Annotated in this window: 22 protein-coding genes; 10 read left to right on the forward strand and 12 right to left on the reverse strand. The window is 66.9% G+C overall.

Features of this window, described 5'->3' with window-relative positions; translation table 11 throughout:
- Window positions 1-240 precede the first annotated feature (240 nt).
- Window positions 241-663: a hypothetical protein gene (locus tag SK803_RS38710; RefSeq protein ID WP_319971176.1), complete on the reverse strand. Its 423-nt coding sequence runs from the start codon at window positions 661-663 to the stop codon at window positions 241-243.
- Window positions 664-713: 50 nt separating this feature from the next.
- Here SK803_RS38710 and dapE point away from each other — a divergent pair, with 50 nt between their 5' ends.
- Genes dapE through SK803_RS38725 form a run of 3 tightly spaced genes read left to right on the forward strand, consistent with a single transcriptional unit; the run spans window position 714 to window position 3114 of the window.
- Window positions 714-1781: a succinyl-diaminopimelate desuccinylase gene (gene dapE, locus SK803_RS38715; RefSeq protein ID WP_319971177.1), complete on the forward strand. Its 1068-nt coding sequence runs from the start codon at window positions 714-716 to the stop codon at window positions 1779-1781.
- 17 nt (window positions 1782-1798) lie between these two features.
- Complete coding sequence (locus SK803_RS38720; protein WP_319971178.1) at window positions 1799-2581, forward strand: LOG family protein; 783 nt, start codon at window positions 1799-1801, stop codon at window positions 2579-2581.
- Window positions 2563-3114 carry an LOG family protein gene (locus SK803_RS38725; RefSeq protein ID WP_319971179.1) on the forward strand — a complete coding sequence of 184 codons (552 nt, stop codon included), beginning with the start codon at window positions 2563-2565 and terminating at the stop codon, window positions 3112-3114. The genes SK803_RS38720 and SK803_RS38725 overlap by 19 nt, the downstream gene beginning before the upstream one ends.
- Here the strand turns inward: SK803_RS38725 and SK803_RS38730 are convergent.
- Together SK803_RS38730 and SK803_RS38735 are read right to left on the reverse strand one after the other, a co-directional pair.
- Window positions 3085-4137 carry a winged helix DNA-binding domain-containing protein gene (locus tag SK803_RS38730; RefSeq protein WP_319971180.1) on the reverse strand — a complete coding sequence of 351 codons (1053 nt, stop codon included), beginning with the start codon at window positions 4135-4137 and terminating at the stop codon, window positions 3085-3087. The two genes, SK803_RS38725 and SK803_RS38730, sit on opposite strands and share 30 nt — an antisense overlap.
- A 10-nt stretch (window positions 4138-4147) precedes the next feature.
- The gene (locus tag SK803_RS38735; protein ID WP_319971181.1) at window positions 4148-5641 is read right to left on the reverse strand and encodes a CocE/NonD family hydrolase; all 1494 of its coding nucleotides are present in this window, start codon (window positions 5639-5641) and stop codon (window positions 4148-4150) included.
- 117 nt (window positions 5642-5758) lie between these two features.
- Between SK803_RS38735 and SK803_RS38740 the strand changes: the two genes are divergently transcribed.
- A complete protein-coding gene (locus SK803_RS38740; protein WP_319971182.1) occupies window positions 5759-6097 on the forward strand; it encodes a hypothetical protein in 339 nt (112 codons plus the stop codon).
- Window positions 6097-7008, forward strand: a complete 912-nt coding sequence (locus tag SK803_RS38745) for a glucosyl-3-phosphoglycerate synthase (RefSeq protein WP_319971183.1) — start codon at window positions 6097-6099, stop codon at window positions 7006-7008. The genes SK803_RS38740 and SK803_RS38745 overlap by 1 nt, the downstream gene beginning before the upstream one ends.
- Here the strand turns inward: SK803_RS38745 and SK803_RS38750 are convergent.
- From SK803_RS38750 to SK803_RS38765, 4 genes are read right to left on the reverse strand one after another with little or no spacing between them, the layout of a single operon-like run.
- A complete protein-coding gene (locus SK803_RS38750) occupies window positions 6940-8241 on the reverse strand; it encodes an amino acid ABC transporter ATP-binding/permease protein (RefSeq protein ID WP_319971184.1) in 1302 nt (433 codons plus the stop codon). The two genes, SK803_RS38745 and SK803_RS38750, sit on opposite strands and share 69 nt — an antisense overlap.
- Window positions 8238-9587 carry an ABC transporter ATP-binding protein/permease gene (locus SK803_RS38755; protein ID WP_319971185.1) on the reverse strand — a complete coding sequence of 450 codons (1350 nt, stop codon included), beginning with the start codon at window positions 9585-9587 and terminating at the stop codon, window positions 8238-8240. The genes SK803_RS38750 and SK803_RS38755 overlap by 4 nt, the downstream gene beginning before the upstream one ends.
- Window positions 9557-10180, reverse strand: coding sequence for a cytochrome d ubiquinol oxidase subunit II (locus SK803_RS38760; RefSeq protein ID WP_319971186.1), 624 nt, complete (start codon window positions 10178-10180; stop codon window positions 9557-9559). The genes SK803_RS38755 and SK803_RS38760 overlap by 31 nt, the downstream gene beginning before the upstream one ends.
- Window positions 10180-11340, reverse strand: a complete 1161-nt coding sequence (locus tag SK803_RS38765) for a cytochrome ubiquinol oxidase subunit I (RefSeq protein ID WP_319971187.1) — start codon at window positions 11338-11340, stop codon at window positions 10180-10182. Before SK803_RS38765 ends, SK803_RS38760 begins: the two co-directional genes overlap by 1 nt.
- A gap of 253 nt (window positions 11341-11593) precedes the next feature.
- On the opposite strand from SK803_RS38765, the gene SK803_RS38770 reads away from it, so the two are divergent.
- From SK803_RS38770 to SK803_RS38790, 5 genes are read left to right on the forward strand one after another with little or no spacing between them, the layout of a single operon-like run.
- Window positions 11594-11932 (forward strand): PadR family transcriptional regulator, encoded by a 339-nt coding sequence (locus tag SK803_RS38770; protein WP_319971188.1) that lies wholly within the window; start codon window positions 11594-11596, stop codon window positions 11930-11932.
- Entirely contained in the window at window positions 11917-12594 is a 678-nt protein-coding gene (locus SK803_RS38775; RefSeq protein ID WP_319971189.1) for a permease prefix domain 1-containing protein, read from the forward strand. The genes SK803_RS38770 and SK803_RS38775 overlap by 16 nt, the downstream gene beginning before the upstream one ends.
- Window positions 12591-12890 carry a DivIVA domain-containing protein gene (locus tag SK803_RS38780; protein ID WP_319971190.1) on the forward strand — a complete coding sequence of 100 codons (300 nt, stop codon included), beginning with the start codon at window positions 12591-12593 and terminating at the stop codon, window positions 12888-12890. Before SK803_RS38775 ends, SK803_RS38780 begins: the two co-directional genes overlap by 4 nt.
- A gap of 46 nt (window positions 12891-12936) precedes the next feature.
- Window positions 12937-13275 carry an SRPBCC family protein gene (locus tag SK803_RS38785; RefSeq protein ID WP_319971286.1) on the forward strand — a complete coding sequence of 113 codons (339 nt, stop codon included), beginning with the start codon at window positions 12937-12939 and terminating at the stop codon, window positions 13273-13275.
- Complete coding sequence (locus SK803_RS38790; RefSeq protein ID WP_319971287.1) at window positions 13275-13820, forward strand: DNA-3-methyladenine glycosylase I; 546 nt, start codon at window positions 13275-13277, stop codon at window positions 13818-13820. Before SK803_RS38785 ends, SK803_RS38790 begins: the two co-directional genes overlap by 1 nt.
- On the opposite strand, the gene SK803_RS38795 is transcribed toward SK803_RS38790, so the two are convergent.
- The 5 genes from SK803_RS38795 to SK803_RS38815 form a co-directional block, all read right to left on the reverse strand.
- On the reverse strand, window positions 13804-14457 hold the full coding sequence (locus SK803_RS38795) for a hypothetical protein (protein ID WP_319971192.1): 654 nt from the start codon (window positions 14455-14457) through the stop codon (window positions 13804-13806). The two genes, SK803_RS38790 and SK803_RS38795, sit on opposite strands and share 17 nt — an antisense overlap.
- 11 nt (window positions 14458-14468) lie before the next feature.
- A complete protein-coding gene (locus SK803_RS38800; protein WP_319971193.1) occupies window positions 14469-14843 on the reverse strand; it encodes a hypothetical protein in 375 nt (124 codons plus the stop codon).
- Window positions 14840-15127 (reverse strand): hypothetical protein, encoded by a 288-nt coding sequence (locus SK803_RS38805; protein ID WP_319971194.1) that lies wholly within the window; start codon window positions 15125-15127, stop codon window positions 14840-14842. The genes SK803_RS38800 and SK803_RS38805 overlap by 4 nt, the downstream gene beginning before the upstream one ends.
- Complete coding sequence (locus SK803_RS38810) at window positions 15115-15558, reverse strand: YbaB/EbfC family nucleoid-associated protein (RefSeq protein ID WP_319971195.1); 444 nt, start codon at window positions 15556-15558, stop codon at window positions 15115-15117. Before SK803_RS38810 ends, SK803_RS38805 begins: the two co-directional genes overlap by 13 nt.
- A gap of 106 nt (window positions 15559-15664) precedes the next feature.
- Window positions 15665-16450 carry an enoyl-CoA hydratase-related protein gene (locus tag SK803_RS38815; RefSeq protein ID WP_319971196.1) on the reverse strand — a complete coding sequence of 262 codons (786 nt, stop codon included), beginning with the start codon at window positions 16448-16450 and terminating at the stop codon, window positions 15665-15667.
- Window position 16451 lies beyond the last annotated feature (1 nt).

Raw genomic sequence — 16451 nt, forward strand, 5'->3', positions numbered from 1 at the left:
CACCACGGTCAGTTGCTTTGAGGGTCAGACCGACCCAGGCGATCCCGCGACGACATCCTCTCTGTTGCTTTGGGCGGAGTTGCGTTGCGTGGGTGGTGCGGTTCGGGTGCAGCAAGAGCTGAGGCACGACTCGTGACGGGACCACCCACCGGAACCTCCCGGTTCAAGCGTTAAGAGCCTCGGCTTCGCCGTCGGGTCGCCTCGCCTTCGGCCTCGGCTTGATTTGGCGCTTCGCGCGGGCTAGTCGGGTACGTCTGCTGAGAAGTAGAGGGAGCCCAGGTCGCCTCTGGTGGCGATCAGGGCCTCGTTGCACTTTGACTGGCGGGCGTCGGTGCTGGAGACGTTGTCCACTCGCACTTCGCCGCATTGGTGTGCCTCGAAGTCGCCTACTGCGGTCATCAGTCTCGGGAGGACTTGGTTCACGTCGTCTTGGACGTGTTTGCCCTGCAGGGACTTGTTGAGGTTGCGGGTCATCGAGCTGACGCTCGTCACCCAGGCTGCGCAGTCGGCTGGGGTGCCGCTGTGCTGAGAGCCGCACGGGGCGGTGAAGAGGGATCGGATTTCGCCGCACTGCCGGTCGCAGGCTGCTGGGGCTTCGCCGCAGCCGGTGGTCATGAGGAGCAAGGTGATGACCAGGAGTGTGCGTTTGATCACGCAGCGCACGCTATCGACTGAATGGGCTAGTGGCCAAAGTGGCTTAGTAGGGTGGCGGGGTGTCCGACACCCTTGATCTTCTTGCTGACCCGGTTGAGTTGACTGCTGCGTTGGTGGATGTGCGCAGCGTGTCCGGGGAGGAGGCGGAGATCGCGGATCTTGTCGAGCGGTCGTTGCGGGTGCATGCGCCGCATCTTGAGATCACTCGATCGGGGAATTCGGTGTTGGCGCGCACGAATTTTGGGCGGGAGCGGCGGGTGGTGCTCGCCGGGCACCTGGACACCGTGCCGATCAACTCCAACTTTCCCAGTCGGCGTGAAGGGGATGTCCTGCACGGGTGCGGGACCGTCGACATGAAGGGTGGGGACGCGGTCATGCTCGGGATTGCGGCCCTCAGTGCTGCGGCACGGCATGACTTGACGTTCGTGTTTTACGACTGCGAGGAGATCGAGGCTGAGCGCAACGGGCTCACTCGGATCCAGCGGGAGCTCGAAGAGTGGTTGCGGGGCGATCTGGCGATCGTGTGCGAGCCGTCGAACGGGACGGTTGAGGCTGGGTGCCAGGGGACCATGCGCATCGAGATCCGGACTTCGGGGAAGCGTGCTCACACCGCGCGGGCGTGGATGGGGAAGAACGCCATTCATGGGCTGGGTGAGGCGTTGCGGCGGCTGGAGGCGTATGAGGCGCGTCAGCCTGAGATTGATGGCTGTAGGTACCACGAGGGATTGCAGGCCGTGAAGATCAGCGGTGGCGTCGCCGGGAACGTGGTGCCGGACGAGGCTGTGCTCACGATCAACCACCGGTTTGCGCCGGATCGGACGGTTGAGCAGGCGGAGCAGCACCTGCGCGAGGTCTTCGAGGGCTTCGACGTCACCGTCACGGACTTCGCGGCCGGTGCGCTGCCGGGTCTGCACTCTCCCGCGGCCCAGGAACTCGTGACGGCCGCCGGAGGCACGCCGGTGGCCAAGCTCGGCTGGACGGACGTGGCGCGGTTCGCGGCTCTGGGCATGCCCGCGCTCAACTTCGGGCCGGGCGATCCGACGCTCGCGCACACCCAGGAGGAGAACGTGCCGGTCCAGCAGATCACCGGGTGTTTCGCCGTGCTTAAGCGATTTCTGTTGAACTGATCCCTAAGATCTCAGTGATGACGGAAGAGAAGAACAACGGCGCCGTCGACGAGCGCCCATCGGAGAAGCGTCGCGGCCCGGTCGTGGAGCGGCGTGATCGCAAGGACGACCGCACCACCACCACTGACCAGCGGTTGCTGGACTCCCGCGGCCCGTCGGACTGGGTCCACACCGACCCGTGGCGGGTGCTGCGCATCCAGGCCGAGTTCGTCGAGGGTTTCGGCGCCTTGGCGGAGGTGCCGAGCGCGGTGACGGTCTTCGGATCCGCGCGCACCGGCCGTGACCATCCGGAGTACCAGACCGGGCGTGAACTGGGCGCGGCGCTGGCCGAGGCCGGGTTCGCGGCGATCACCGGTGGCGGCCCCGGTGCCATGGAGGCGGTAAACCGCGGTTGTTCGGAGGCCGGTGGCTTCTCGATCGGGCTCGGCATCGAGCTTCCGTTCGAGCAGGGCCTCAACCCGTGGGTCGACCTCGGCGTGAACTTCCGCTACTTCTTCGTGCGCAAGACGATGTTCATCAAGTACTCGCAGGCGTTCATCTGTCTGCCGGGTGGCTTCGGCACGCTCGACGAACTGTTCGAGGCGTTGACGTTGGTGCAGACGAAGAAGGTCACCAAGTTCCCGGTCGTGCTGTTCGGAACCCAGTACTGGCAGGGCCTTTACGACTGGATCCAGAACTCGGTGCTCGAAGGCGGCAAGGTCGGCGAGAAGGACCTCACGCTGCTGCACCTCACCGACGACATCGACGACGCGGTCCGCGTGGTCAAGGACGCGCACAAGGCATGGGCGGACGCACACTGATGTATGTCGCTGTCTACTGCGGGAGTCTGGCCACTGTTCCGCAGAGTTATGTCGACCTCGCCGCCGAGGTGGGTCGTCAGATCGCGGCTCGCGGCTGGCACCTCGTCTGGGGTGGCGGGCAGACGTCGATGATGGGTGCGGTGGCTCGTGAGGCTCGCGCCGGTGGATCGCACACGTACGGCGTGATCCCCAAGGGGCTTGCCACCAGGGAGATCGCCGACCGCGAGTCGACCGAGCTGCACGTCGTCGACACCATGCGCGAGCGCAAGAAGATGATGGACGACAAGGCCGACGCGTTCCTCACGTTGCCCGGTGGCATCGGGACGGCGGAGGAGTTCTTCGAGGTGTGGACGGCCGGTGTGCTGGGCATGCACGCCAAGCCGGTCGTGCTGCTCGACGTCGACAACCACTACAAGGGACTCGTCGAGTGGCTGGGTGAGTTGCGGGACAAGGGTTTTGTCTCGCACGCGGCCTTGGACTCGCTGATCGTGACGGACGACGTGTCAGTTGCTCTTGACGCTTGCGTCGTCTAGTCCCTTGGCCTGAGCCAGGACCTGGGCCTCCGGCAGGAGATCCGGCAGCGGGCGGTACGGCGTGGCCGTGACCTCGAACCGCTTGCCGGACACCACCCTGCCCTGCCAGGAGCCCGCGATCTCGCCGTCCACCAGGATCGCGCCGCGCCGGCCGAGGATGCGGAAGATGTCCTTCTGCGCGGCCTTGTCCGGCAGCAGCAGGTCGCGGTCGCGTGCCTGCAGGTACGGGTCGGTCGGCGGGAGCAGGCGGACGTCCGGTGGTTCGGCGTCGGCGATCTCCAGATCTTCCGGCAGCCAGGCCTTCTGGCCTTCGACGGTCACCTCGACCAGGCCCTTCGACGGCCACTGCTTCTTGACCTCGCGCGTGGTCGTGCCGAAGTAACTGGCCACTTCGGACGGTCCGGCGGGGCCGTGCAGCGTCAGGTAGCGGTGCACCAGCTCGTCGAAGCCCGCGGTCTTGCGCGGCACGCCCGGCCAGCCGTGGATGCGTTCGAACGTCACGGTCTTCTCCTCCGGAATGATCCGGAGGCCCGCGGGCAGTGCGCCGAGGCGGAAGATCGGGTCGCTGACGTGCTCGGTCTGGCAGCCCCGGCACGCCTCGACGGTCTGCTTGGGCGCCAACGGGGTCAGCGCCTTGCTGAGATCGCCCTTGGTCATCGGCTTGGTGACGATCGACCTCATCGCGGTGGCGATGTGCCGCAGCGACGCCAGCATGTCGTCGACCTTCGGGCGGGACGCGCGGGACAGCGCGTCGGCGTCGCTCCACGGCCACAGCGCGCGGGAGAACGCCTTCAGCTCGCCTGCCCGGTGCAGGTGGGGAGCGCCTCGTACGGACCAGGTGAGGATGAAGTCGTCCACTGTCGGTTCAGCGAGACGGGCCGCCAGACTCAGCACGGCCGAGCCGGAGGTGTTGTCCTGGACACCCAGGGCCAACACCGCCAGCTCGGTCGCGTCGGAGATCCGCCGGTCCAGCTCGTGCTGATGGATCCGGTGGAAGAGCACCTGCTGCCGGGTGTAGTCCACCCGGACATTCTTACGCCTTCGGAACCGTGAGGCTCGACGGTCCGAAGGTGACGGTTGAGCCACGCGTTGATTCCGTGAGGTAGCGCGGGTCCACCGTGTCGATCACCAGTGCGAGCCGGTTGCCGGAGCCCACGTTCCACACCGTCGGCTCGAGTTCCACGTCGAGAGTCTGCGTGCGGCCGGCACCGGTCACCTTGACCGGCTTGTGCGTGATCAGCGCGCCGAGGCCCAGTGGCCCGACCTCGTACAGGTAGGCGAACAGCGTGGTGATCTCCGCGCTGGGCGTCACCTGCAACTTCAGCTTCGGCGTGCCCGCGAGGGTCGCGCCCCGCGGATACTGGGGTCCGCCCCACACGCCCGCGACGTTGCGGTCGACGAACGGCAGGGACACCCCGGTCGGGATGTTCAGGAACCCTTGCAGCGCACCGGAGAGCAGGATCGTGCCGCTGTCGGCGACGGTCGCCCAGCCGGCGTGGATCCTCTTGCCGTCGAGCTGCACCGTGTCGGTGGTGCCCGTCGGCCACGCGCCGAACTTCTTCCACGTACCGCCGTTGTTGGGCTTGAGCTGCACCGGCTGTTCGGCGTCGATGCCGTTGGCCGTGCCCTTGACGTAGCGGTCGAACCAGCGGCCGACCGACTCCCAGATCTCGTTGGGCAGACCGGCCGCGCCGAACAGTTCGGCGGTGGCGTGGTCGCCCGGCGAGAGCATGAGCCGCTTCGGGCCGGTGAGCTTGCCGTAGAAGTCCGCGATCTGGCCCGGCGCGAAGATGCCGTCGTTCCAGGCGTTGCCGAGCATCACGGCGGTGCCGTTGGCGTTGATCTGGTCGATCTTCGAGACCGCCGAACGCCCTGCGGAGATCGGCACGACCTCCCAGAACCTGCCGTCGCGGTAGGCGTCCTCTGCTTCCAGGAGGACGGGTCCGGGACGTCCGGTGGCGTGCCCGGCACCGAGCAGGACCTCGACGGCCTGCTTGTTCACGGTGTTGTTCGGGTAGAGCGAGCGGGCCAGGTCGGTCCACGTGCTCAACGCCGCCGCGGCCTTGATGCGCTTGTCGTTCGCCGCCGCCAGCAGGGACTGCCCGGCGCCGTAGGAGATCCCGGCCGCGCCGACCTTGGTGCCGTCGGCGTGCGCGTTCGCGATCGCCCAGTCGATGACTTTGCTGACGTCACCGACGGTGTCAGGGCCGGCGATGTCGATCTCGCCGCCGGAGTCCCAGAAGCCGCGGCTGGTGTAGCTGACCACGACGTACCCGGACTCCTTGGCGAGCTTCGCCGCCGCGCCGACGTACTCGATGTTCGGCACCGCCCAGCTGGACGGCATGACGAGCAACGGGAAGGGACCGTTGCCCTGACCGGTGGGTTCGACGACGAAGGCCTTCAGGGCGGTGCCGCCGACGCCGGGGATGGTCTTGTAGGAGATCTGGTGTCCGGGAGCCGCGACGGCAGCCGGAGCACCGAGCAGGGTTGTGAGGAGTACCAGGACTAAAACAAGTGATCGTCGCACGCTGGTCCTCCTTGACCATGACGTAGATCACACAGGGTTGTTACCGGGGAGTAAACCAGATTGCTACTCGTGGGTAGCAAGGCGCTGTGAGCCAGGTCACTGTTTACGCTGGGTGGCGTGAACCGATTCCGCGTCACTGAGCTGCCGAAAGACCGTGTCCTGGTCGTTGCGCATCTGACCAGCGCGGATGCTGTCGAACGGGCCATTGCCGACGGTGTCGATGTCGTCGAATTCGACGGAGATCTGGACCTGCCGTCGCTCACCGAAACGTTGGACGTGGTGACGATCCCAGCAGGGGACGAGGACTTCACGCTGGCAGCTGCCACAGTGGCTGCGATGTCCGGAGCACGGGCTGTTCGTGCGACTGACGTGAGGCAGGCGAGGAAGGTCGTGGAGATGGTCGCGAGCGTGACGGGGACCCGTCCGCCGGCCCGAGCGGTGCGGGCGCTCGCCTGATGCTGCCCTCCGTCGAAGCCTGGTTCGCCACGCACACCTGGCAGCAGCCGTCGTGGACGGTCGACGAGCTGGTGGCGTTGAAGCGCGGCCGGACCGTGTCCGTCGTGCTGCCCGCGTTGAACGAGGAAGAGACCGTTGGCGACGTCGTCAGGGTGGTCCGGCCGTTGCTCGGGACGCTCGTCGACGAGCTGGTGGTGATGGACTCCGGGTCGACCGACCGGACCGTTGCCGTCGCCGCCGAGGCCGGGGCGCGGGTCGTCCTGCGTTCCGATGTGGTGCCTTGGCTGGAACCGTTGCCCGGCAAGGGTGAGGTGCTGTGGCGGTCGCTGGCCGCTACTTCCGGGGATCTGATCGTGTTCTTGGACTCCGATCTGGTGGATCCGGAGACGGCGTTTGTGACGGCGTTGCTGGGGCCGTTGTTGCTGGATGCCGATGTGCACCTGGTGAAGGGGTTCTACCGGCGGCCGTTGCGGTTGGAGAGTTCCGGTGGCGGACGGGTCACCGAGCTGGTGGCGCGGCCGTTGCTGAACACCTTGCGGCCGGAGCTTTCCGGTGTGGTGCAACCGCTCGGTGGCGAGTACGCGGCCACCAGGTCCTTTTTGGAGTCCGTGCCGTTCGCTGCCGGATACGGCGTGGAGATCGGGTTGTTGCTCGACGTGCACCGGATCTACGGGCTGTCGGCGCTGGCGCAGGTCAATTTGGGCGTGCGCAAGCACCGGAACAGGTCGTTGTTGCAGCTCGGGGTGATGTCCTCGCAGATCATGGGGACGGCGCTGGCCCGGTGCGGAGTCTCAGCTGATTCCGGTCCGTTGACGCAGTTCGTGCAGGTCGGTGGCGAGTGGCTACCGGACTCGACCGACGTGCTCGTGGCTGATCGGCCCCCGATGACGCACGTGGTCGAAGAGGGCTAGCTGCTCTTCGCGGTGGGTCACGACCAGTGCGGTGCCCTGGCAGTTGTCCAGGACCTTCCTGAGCACGCGGTCCGCCTGTTCGGGGTCGAGACCTTCTGTCGGCTCGTCCATGAGCAGGATCTCCGGGTTCGCCAGCACTGATCTGGTGAGGATCAGGCGTTGGCGCTGGCCGCCGGAGATCTCCTCGCCGCGTTCGCCGACGACCTGGTCCCAGTCGAGGTCCAGTTCGGTTGTCGCTGCTGCTCGGTCCAGTTCTTCTTGCGTGGCATCGGGTTTGGCGAGCAGGACGTTCGTGCGGACCGTGGTGTGGAAGACGTGTGCGTCGGCCAGTGCGCCCTTGCTCGGTTCCAGCTCGTGTGCGATGGCGTTGAGCAGCGTGGTCTTGCCGGCGCCGCTCGGGCCGACGATCGCCGTTCTGCCTTGGAGTTCCGGGGTTTCCGGGGTGTGTGCTGGTTCGGGCTCGTCGGTCGGTTCTGGGGTGGGCCGGCTCATCGCGGCCAGCGGGATGGTGATCTCGAACGTCGCGATGGCGGCCATGATGAGCCACGCCGGTTCGTTCTGGGTGAGCATCAGAAGTGCCGCGGCGAACTGGACGGCGATCGCTGCCGGAGTCAGGTCTCTCGTGCGTTCCTTGCGGGACAGCTCTTCGGCGGTCTTGGTGGCTTCGGCGAGCTTTCGCTGGAACAGGCCGTAGGCGATCAGTTCTTCCTTGCTGTGGACCAGTTCGGTGGTCTGTTCGGTGAGCTTGGCGCGCAACGGGGTGAGGTCTTCGGAGTTCCTGGTGGCCAGCCAGGGGAGCACGGCGAGGTTGATCAGCAGGCCTGCGACGAGCGGCAGCGAGAAGCCTGAGGCGATGGCGACCGTTGCGCTGACCAGGGCTGCGGTGATCCACGGCAGGGTGGTGCGGAGCCTGGTGTCGAGGTGCTGGTCGACGTTCGTGACGATGCGGGTGAGTGCCGTGCCGGACGGGACGTGCCGGCGGTGCACGAGGTCGTCGTAGACGCGGCCGCGGAGTTCGACGGCCTCGCTGAGCACCGCCTTGTGGCTGGTCAGGCGTTCGAGGTAGCGGAGGGCGCCCTTGGCGAGCGCGAGCGTGCGGACCGCGACGATCGCCACGGTCAGCGCCTGCATCGGCGGGTGCTCGGCGGCGCGCATGATCAGCCAGGTCGCCGTCGCGGTGAGGCCGACGCCGGCCAGTTCGGCGAGCATGCCGACGAAGATCGCGAGCTTCACACCGTCACCACCCTGTTGACCTCGTTGAGCAGCGTCGGCCGGTGCGCCACGATCACGGCCGTGCGACCTTTCGTGAACTCTCTGGTCGCTTCGAGCACTCGTGCTTCGGTGTCCGCATCGAGGTGCGCGGTGGGTTCGTCCAGCAGGAAGAGGTTCGCGTGCCGGCGGTCCAGTGCGTTCGCCAGTGCCACGCGTTGCTGCTCGCCGGACGACAGGGTGGCCGGGACGAGCGTGGGTCGTTGCGGCACCCACGACAGCGCTTCCAGCCACTTGGCCCTGTCGATTCGCTGGAGGTCGACGCCGCCGACGAGGACGCGGCCCTCGTCCGGCGTCACGAAACCCAGCAACAGCCCCAGGATCGTGCTCTTGCCCGCGCCGCTCGGGCCGACCAGCGCGATCCGTTCGCCGGGCTTGATGGTGAGCTCGAAGTTCTTGAGGCTGCGGACGCTCACGTTGTCGAACACGATCTCGGCCTGGCGCAGGTCAGGCGGGGCCTGACCGGCGTGCTCGGTCGTCTTGGGCACCTTGGCGAGGACTTCACGGCCCTGCGCGCTCGCGTGGTACTGCGCTCCGGCGGCTCGCAGGGGGAGAAACGCCTCCGGGGCGAGCAAAAGCACGAGGAGTGCGGTGTAGAGCGGTACTCCGCCGTCGAGCAACCTGAGTCCGACCGGTACCGCGACCATCGCCACCGACATCGTCGCGACCAGTTCCAGCACGAACGCCGACAGGAACGCGACCTTGAGCGCTCTCATCGTCTCGTCCACGTGCTGCGCGGCGAGCTTTCGGACCGTGGTGGACTGCGTCTCGGCCCGGCCGAACGTCCTCAGCGTGCCGATTCCCTTGACCACGTCCAGGAAATGCCCGCCGAGGGTGGCCAACGCCGCCCATTGCCTCGCCGTGCGCTCACGGGTGTGCGCGCCGACCAGCGCCCCGAAGACCGGGATCAACGGCAGCGTCGCGAGGATCGTCAGCGCGGCCGTGAGGTCGGCGAACGCCAACCTGATGACCACGGCGAGTGGAACGGCCACGGCAAGAACCTGTTGCGGCAGATACCCGACGACATACGGCGTCACGTCGTGCACGCCGCGCGTCACCAGCGTGGCGACCTCGCCGGCCTTGGTGCCGGGCTCACTCAGGAACGCCTGTCTCAGCCGTGTACGCGTGCGTTCCGCGGCTCTGTGCGCCCACTCGCGGTGGACCCACCAGACGAGCACCCGCAAGCCGATGACCAGGCACAGCAGCAGGAATCCCTGGTTGCCGCTGAGCACTGACGCCAGGAGCTCGGCCTGGGCCAGCACCAGGAACGGGATCGGGATCAGCGCGAGGAGATGGCGACGATCGACCATTGCAGCAACACCACCAGCGGAATGATCGGGACAGCGACCCACGCGAGCAGGCCGAGCGTGTCGGTGTGCGCCATCAGCCCGCTCGTGTAGATCGAGCTGAACGCGAGCGGGATCGGCAAGGCGCAGAGCAACCCGGTGACCGGGAACAGCTTCCAGTTCTTGGTTTGGAACACCCAGCCGTGCACCGCGAACAGCACCGGCATCGCGAACGCGACGGGCCAGGGCGCTTCCAGCAGGTGCGCCAGCAACAGCCCCCAGCCAACGGACACCATCAGCGCGCCCGTGAACACCAGCCACCACCACAACCGCAGCTGCACAGCGGCCATGAACAGCACCAGCCCGGCCAGGACCAGCGTGAACACCGAGTGCGCTCCGGACAGGAGTTCGCCTTCGAGCCGGGGGAACGCCGCGAACAGCACCCCGATCGCGGCGACCAGCCACACCTCGTTGCCCAGGAAGAACGGCGTCATCCGGTGCAGCGTCTCGGCGCGCCTGCGGAACGGCAGCAGCAAGCCGGTGCCGTAGTCGAAGCCTGCCAACGCGAAGTACCCGACGGTGAGAACACCGAGCACGACCAACCAGAGCGTTTCCATCAGAGCGTCACCACCAGCGGCGAGACAGGAGCCGGCGCGACGTCCGGACCACGGCGGACCGCACGCGCGATCAACGCCCAGTCAACGCAGGCCAGCAACACGAACAGGGACGTGAAGACGATGAGCGACAACAGGATCTGCTGCGGTTCCACATGGGACACCGCGTCCTCGGTCCTGAGCAGCCCGTAGATCAGCCACGGTTGCCGCCCGACCTCGCGGAACACCCAGCCGAAGATCGCCGCGCAGAACGGCAGCGGAATCCCGATCACCATGAGGTACAACGGGAATCTCATCCGGATCACCGCGTCCTTGATCAGCAACGGCAGCGTGAGCCAGCTGACCATCGTCAGCGTCATCCCGATAATGATCATGAACCCGAGGGGCGCCCCGATCCACGGTGCCGCCTCGGTCTTGTCCGGCTGGAACTTCGCGATGATCGGGAACTGCGCGAAGCCGGCGCCGATCAGCGACGGCGTGGCCAGCGCGGTCGTGATCACGCCCATCCGCAGCGAGCGCCGGAAGAAGTCAACCTCGGGCGTGCGCTTGATGAAGTGGTACGCCGACACACCGGTCATGAACACGCCGCCGACCGTGATCGACGCGAAGACCACGTGCATCAGCGCCGAGGTGAACGTCGGGTTCGAGAGCAACGCGCTGAAGTCGTCCAGCCGCAACACGTTCCCCTCGACCCGGTAGCCGACGGGGTGTTGCAGGAACCCGTTGGCCGCCATGATCCAGAACGCCGACGCGTACGCGGTGAGCGCGGTCAGGTACAGCAGGCTGAGGTGGACCCAGCGGTTGAGCCTGCCCCAGCCGAAGATCCACAGGCCGAGGAACGTCGACTCCAGGAAGAACGCGATCAGCGTCTCCATGGCGAGCGGCGCCCCGAACACGTCGCCGGCGTACGTGGCGAGGCCTGACCAGTTCAGGCCGAACTGGAACTCCATCACGATGCCTGTGACGATCCCGAGCGCGTAGTTGATCACGTAGATCCGGCCCCAGAACCGCGTCATCCGCTCGTGCACGGGCGCACCGGTGATCGTGAACCGCGTCTGCATGATCACGAGCAGGGTCACCAGGCCCAGCGTGAGCAGCACGAACAGGAAGTGGAACGACGTCGTCAAAGCGAACTGGAGTCTGGCGAGGTCTACTGCACTCATGGGTAGGGACGCTATATGTAGCTCCGCTACTTATGAACGCGCAGGGCGGGATCTCAGGGGAATCTCAGGGCCGCCCCCGAGGGGTGCTGTTCTGGCGTCTGCAAGTACCCCCAACTTCGAGTTGGTGGTACTTGCAGATGTCCGAACCATCATCAGGGCAACATCTCGCACACCCCGCGCACCAGCGGGAACGCCGGAAATCAGGGACATCTCAGGGGTCGCCCGAGGCTCCGCATCAGTAGAGTCACTACTCATGAAGCCCGACGCCCTGCGCGGCCACCTCGACGCGTTGCTGCTGGCGACGCTCGACGGCAAACAGCTGCACGGATACGCGATCATCGAGGCGTTGCAGCTGGGCAGCGGGGGCGCGCTGGACCTCCCGACGGGCACGGTCTACCCGGCGCTGCGGAGGCTGGAGCGGGCCGGCCACGTCACCAGCGACTGGAGCACGGTCGGCGGGCGCAAGCGGCGCACCTACAAGCTCACGCAGACCGGGCAGAAGGCGCTGCACGCCGAGCGCGACGCCTGGCGCGAGTTCACGACGGTCATCGACGGGGTGCTGGGAGGTGGCGGCAAGTGGGCACAGACGTGATCGACAGCTACGTGACCGACCTGGGAACGAGACTCCAGGGCTCGAAGAAGCAGGTCAGGGATCTGCTCACGGAGACGCGGGACAGCCTCGAAGACGCCACCGAGGCACACGTCGAGAAGGGCTTCACCGAACACGAGGCCAGGAAGAAGGCGGTCGAGGAGTTCGGGCCGGTCAAGGAGATCGCGAACGAGTACCAGGCTGAGCTGGCTGTTGCGTACGGCACGAGGACACTCATCTGGCTGGCGATCGTTCTGCCGCTCATGCACATGGCGTGGGAGTACGGCCGGATGCTACTCATCGGGCCGTGGCAGGACTTCGGTGCGATGCCGCCGTCCTGGTACCTGTTCATCGCCAAGGCCAACGACCTGACGAGCGGTGTCGCGTCCGGTGTCGCTCTCGTGGCGTTGGTGCTCGGACGGATTCTGGCCCGCACGTACGACACGAAGCTGCTGGCCAAGCTCGCCGCGTCGATCGCGATCCTGGCCGTGGCGGTGGTCCTGCTGGGCAACGTCGCGATCATCGCGGCCACCGCGCACGTGGACCCGAGCCGGTTGATGCAGTCGTTGCCGATGAGCATCGCCAGCCTGATCACCTGGACGGTGATCGTTCGTCTTGGTCTGCTCGCTCGCCGCTGCCTGAGCTGTGCCACGATCGTCGCGTGACCAACGCCCTGATCTACCTGATCGTGATGGTGGCCGTCGCGGCAGTGGTGTTCCTGCTCGCGGCGTTGGTGTTCGGGCGCGGCGAGGAACTCGCGCCGCTGCCGCCCGGTGCCTCGCCGACGCGGCTGCCGTCCGACGACATCACCGCGGAGGACGTCCGCGAGCTGAAGTTCCAGCAGGTGTTCCGCGGCTACAAGATGAGCGAGGTCGACTGGGTGCTGCAGCGCCTCGCGACCGAGGTCGGGCAGTTGCGGGCGCGCGTCGAGGAGCTGGAGAGCAGTGACCACCGATCTTGAGCTGTCCGTGCAGGTGGCCGCGCCGCCGGCGACGATCTTCAACGCCATGAGCGACTGGGAACGTCAGGGCGAGTGGATCTTCGGTACGAAGGTGAAGGTCGTCGCCGGGGACGGGCGGTCGGTCGGCAGCGAGATCGACGCGGTCACGCTGGGCGTCAGCGACCGGATGCGGATCACCCGCTGGGACCCTCCGCACGCCGTCGAGGTCGAGCACCTCGGCAAGGTCGTGCGCGGAACGGGCGTGTTCGCGGTCAAGGGCAGCCGTTTCGTGTGGACGGAGCGTCTCGACGTGCCGTTCTTCTACCCGTTGGTGAAGCCGCTCTTCGTGCTGATGCTGCGCCGGTCGTTGCAGCGGTTCGCCCGTTTCGCCGAGGAGTACCGGTGATCGTCCGTTGCCCGTGGGGTGACTCGACCCCGGATTACGCCGAGTACCACGACACCGAGTGGGGCGTGGAGCTGCACGGCACGAACGCCCTGTACGAGCGGATGTCGTTGGAGGCGTTCCAATCCGGGCTGTCGTGGATCACGATCCTGCGCAAGCGGCCCGCGTTCCGTGCGGCGTTCGTCGAGTTCGATCCCAAACTGGTGGCGGAGTTCGGGCCCGCCGACGTCGAACGGCTGATGGCCGACGCGGGCATCGTCCGGAACCGGCTGAAGATCGACGCGACCATCCACAACGCCCGCACGATCGTCGAGGACGACGTCGACCTGGACGCTCTGCTGTGGTCGTTCGCGCCGAAGAAGCACCGCAGGCCCGCGACGATCACGGACGTTCCCGCGATCACGGACGAGTCCAAGGCGATGGCCAAGGAACTGAAGCGCCGCGGCTTCAAGTTCCTCGGCCCCACCACGTGCTACGCGCTGATGCAGGCCACCGGCATGGTCGACGACCACATCTCGACCTGCTTCCGGGCTACCCCGCGGGCCTGACCTCCCAGTTGCCCGTCTCGCTGACCATGTGTCCCGTCGGCACGAGGTCGGCGAGCGAGGCCACCTTGCTGTCGATCTCGGACATGATCGAGCGGAACTCCTGCAACCGCTTGAGCCCGTCGCCGATCAGCTGGCCCCCCTTCTCGATGAACGCGCCGAGCACGCCACCGATGGCGTTGGCGACACCGAACGGGTTCGGGATCGAGCCCAGGATGCCGGTGGTGAGCTTCACGAGCTGCGACGCGATCATGGCGACCAGATCGATCGCCGACTTGTAGACGTCGGTGATCGTCCTGCTGCACTCGTACAGGCCCTTGCGCATGCCCTCGACGACACCTTTGAAGTCGGCGAGCGAGTTGTAGTACTTCGTGCCCCACGCCTTGAACTCGTCCGCCGCGGGGCCTTGCCACACGTCGTTGATCTTCGCGACGCTCGCGTTGAAGTCCTCCTGCGAGTTCGCGAGCAGGTCCATCACCTCGGGCGCCCAGATGTCGCCGTACTGCTCCATCCTCGGGGCGTGGCCGAGGATGTCCTTGAGCCGGTCGAGCATCTCCACCGCGAGGTCGTCGCCCATCTCGGCGGCCACTTCGCGGATCTTGGCATCGTGTTCCGCGGGCCAGACAGGTGTTTCCGCCATGCCGATCCTCCTCAGTGATCGTCGAATCGGTTGAACTTCTCGTAGTACGAGTCGTCCATCGCCGCGTAGTGGGCCGCAACCTGGTTCAGCACGTCGCCCGCCGCGTGCAACGTCGTGGCCAGCCGCTTGAAGTGGCCGACGCACTCGCGCATCGAGCCGTTGTAGTCGGCGGGCGAACCCTCGTGCTTGCCGAGGAAGCCGAGGTCGTTCTCGCCGAGATGCGTGCTCTCGAGCTCCCCGACCACCCGCCCGCTCAACATGCTCGCGGTGGACTTGAGGTCGTCACCCGCGTAGGCGAGCTGCCGTGGCACCACGTGGTAGCCCTGCAGCTCGTTCGCCCGTTGCTGCATCGGATGGTTGGGACCGATGATCCCGCCTGCCGTCATGTGCTTTCCCCCAGTAGTACTTCTCGCACCGTCGCGGCTTTCGCCTCCGCCGTGCGGATCGCCTCGGCGAGCTGGCGGCCGAGCCTGCGTTCGTCCAGCGACCGCAACCGTTCCTGGTCGAACTCGATGGCGGCCAACCGGCCGGTGATGTCCACTTGGACCAGTCCGACGCCGCCGGCGACCGGTTCGCCGATCACCTTGTTCTCGGCGGCTTTCTCTTTGAGCGCCCGGAATTCGCGCGTGTGCTCGGCGACCAGGTGCTCGAGTTCGTTCAGGGAAGCCACGGCCGCTCCTCCATGAATCCGGAGGAGTCCTTGTCCTCGAAGTAGTCTTCGGTGCTCTTGTCGTCCGGTCGGCTGCTTCGACCGCGCGGTAACGGTTTCGGCTCCGCGTCTCCGGCGATCCAGTTCGCGGCCTGCTCGCCGATCACGTCCGTCAACGCCTCACTGGCGGCCGTCGACGCGTGCCTGCGTGCGTTCGCGACGGCTCTGGTGATCCGGTCGCCGAGCAGGTGAGGTTGGCGGCCCGTGTCCAGGCAGCCGGGCGCGAGTTCGATGTCGAGGAGGTCGCCCGTGCCGGTCACGGTCACGCGGACGACGTCCGGAATCTCGTCGGTGAAGCGCCGCTCGGCCACCACGGCCTGAGCTTGCGTCAGTTGTTGTTGTCGGGCCGTGTGTTGTCGTACGGCCGCGTCGATCTCATCGAGAACATTCATCAGCCAACACCCCAGTCAGCCGCCTCCCTGGGGCGGCGTGTGACTCACGTTACAACTGGCTGAACTGGGGTGTGGGCGGATTGGCGTCAGTGGCCGAAGAAGTGGGTCAGCGGCCGATGAACTTCGGCGCCCGCTTGTTCACGAACGCGTCGACGGCCTCGCGGTGGTCCTCGGTCGCCCCGCAGTCGGCCTGGGTGCGGCGTTCCGCCTCCAGCGCGTCCTCCAGCGTCCCGTCCGCCGCCGCGGCCAGCGCTTCCTTGATCTTCGCGTACGCCGTGGTGGGGCCGGCGGCGAGCTTGGCCGCGAGCAGGTGTGCGGTGGACAGCAGTTCCTCGTCCGGCACGACCTGGTTGACCATGCCGACCCGCAACGCCTCCTCGGCGCCGACCGGCTGGGCGAGCAGCATCATCTCCATCGCGCGGCCGTGGCCGATCAGCCGCGGGAGCGTGTAGGACGCGCCGGAGTCGGCGGTCAGGCCCACGTTCGCGAAGGCCATCAGGAACTTCGCCGACTTGCCCGCGATGCGCAGGTCCGCGGCGTAGGCGAAGGACGCGCCGGCACCGGCCGCGCTGCCGTTGACCGCGGCGATCACCGGCTTCGGCATGCCGATCAGCTCGCGCACGATCGGGTTGTAGTGCTTCTCGACGGTGTGCAGCGGCGCGGGATCACCGGCCTGCAGCAAGCCGATGTGCTCCTTGAGGTCCTGACCCGCGCAGAACGCCCGGCCCGCACCCGTGATCACCACCGCGCGCACCGAGGCGTCGGCCGCGGCCTCCTGCAGCGCGCTGAGGAACGACTCCTTCAGCGCGATGGTGAAGGCGTTGAACGACTCGGGGCGGTTGAACGTGAACGTGCGCACACCATCGGCGTCGTCGACGAGGAGCTCGGACACT

Origin of the sequence: Lentzea miocenica, from assembly GCF_033949945.1 — a bacterium.
Taxonomy (GTDB): domain Bacteria; phylum Actinomycetota; class Actinomycetes; order Mycobacteriales; family Pseudonocardiaceae; genus Lentzea; species Lentzea miocenica.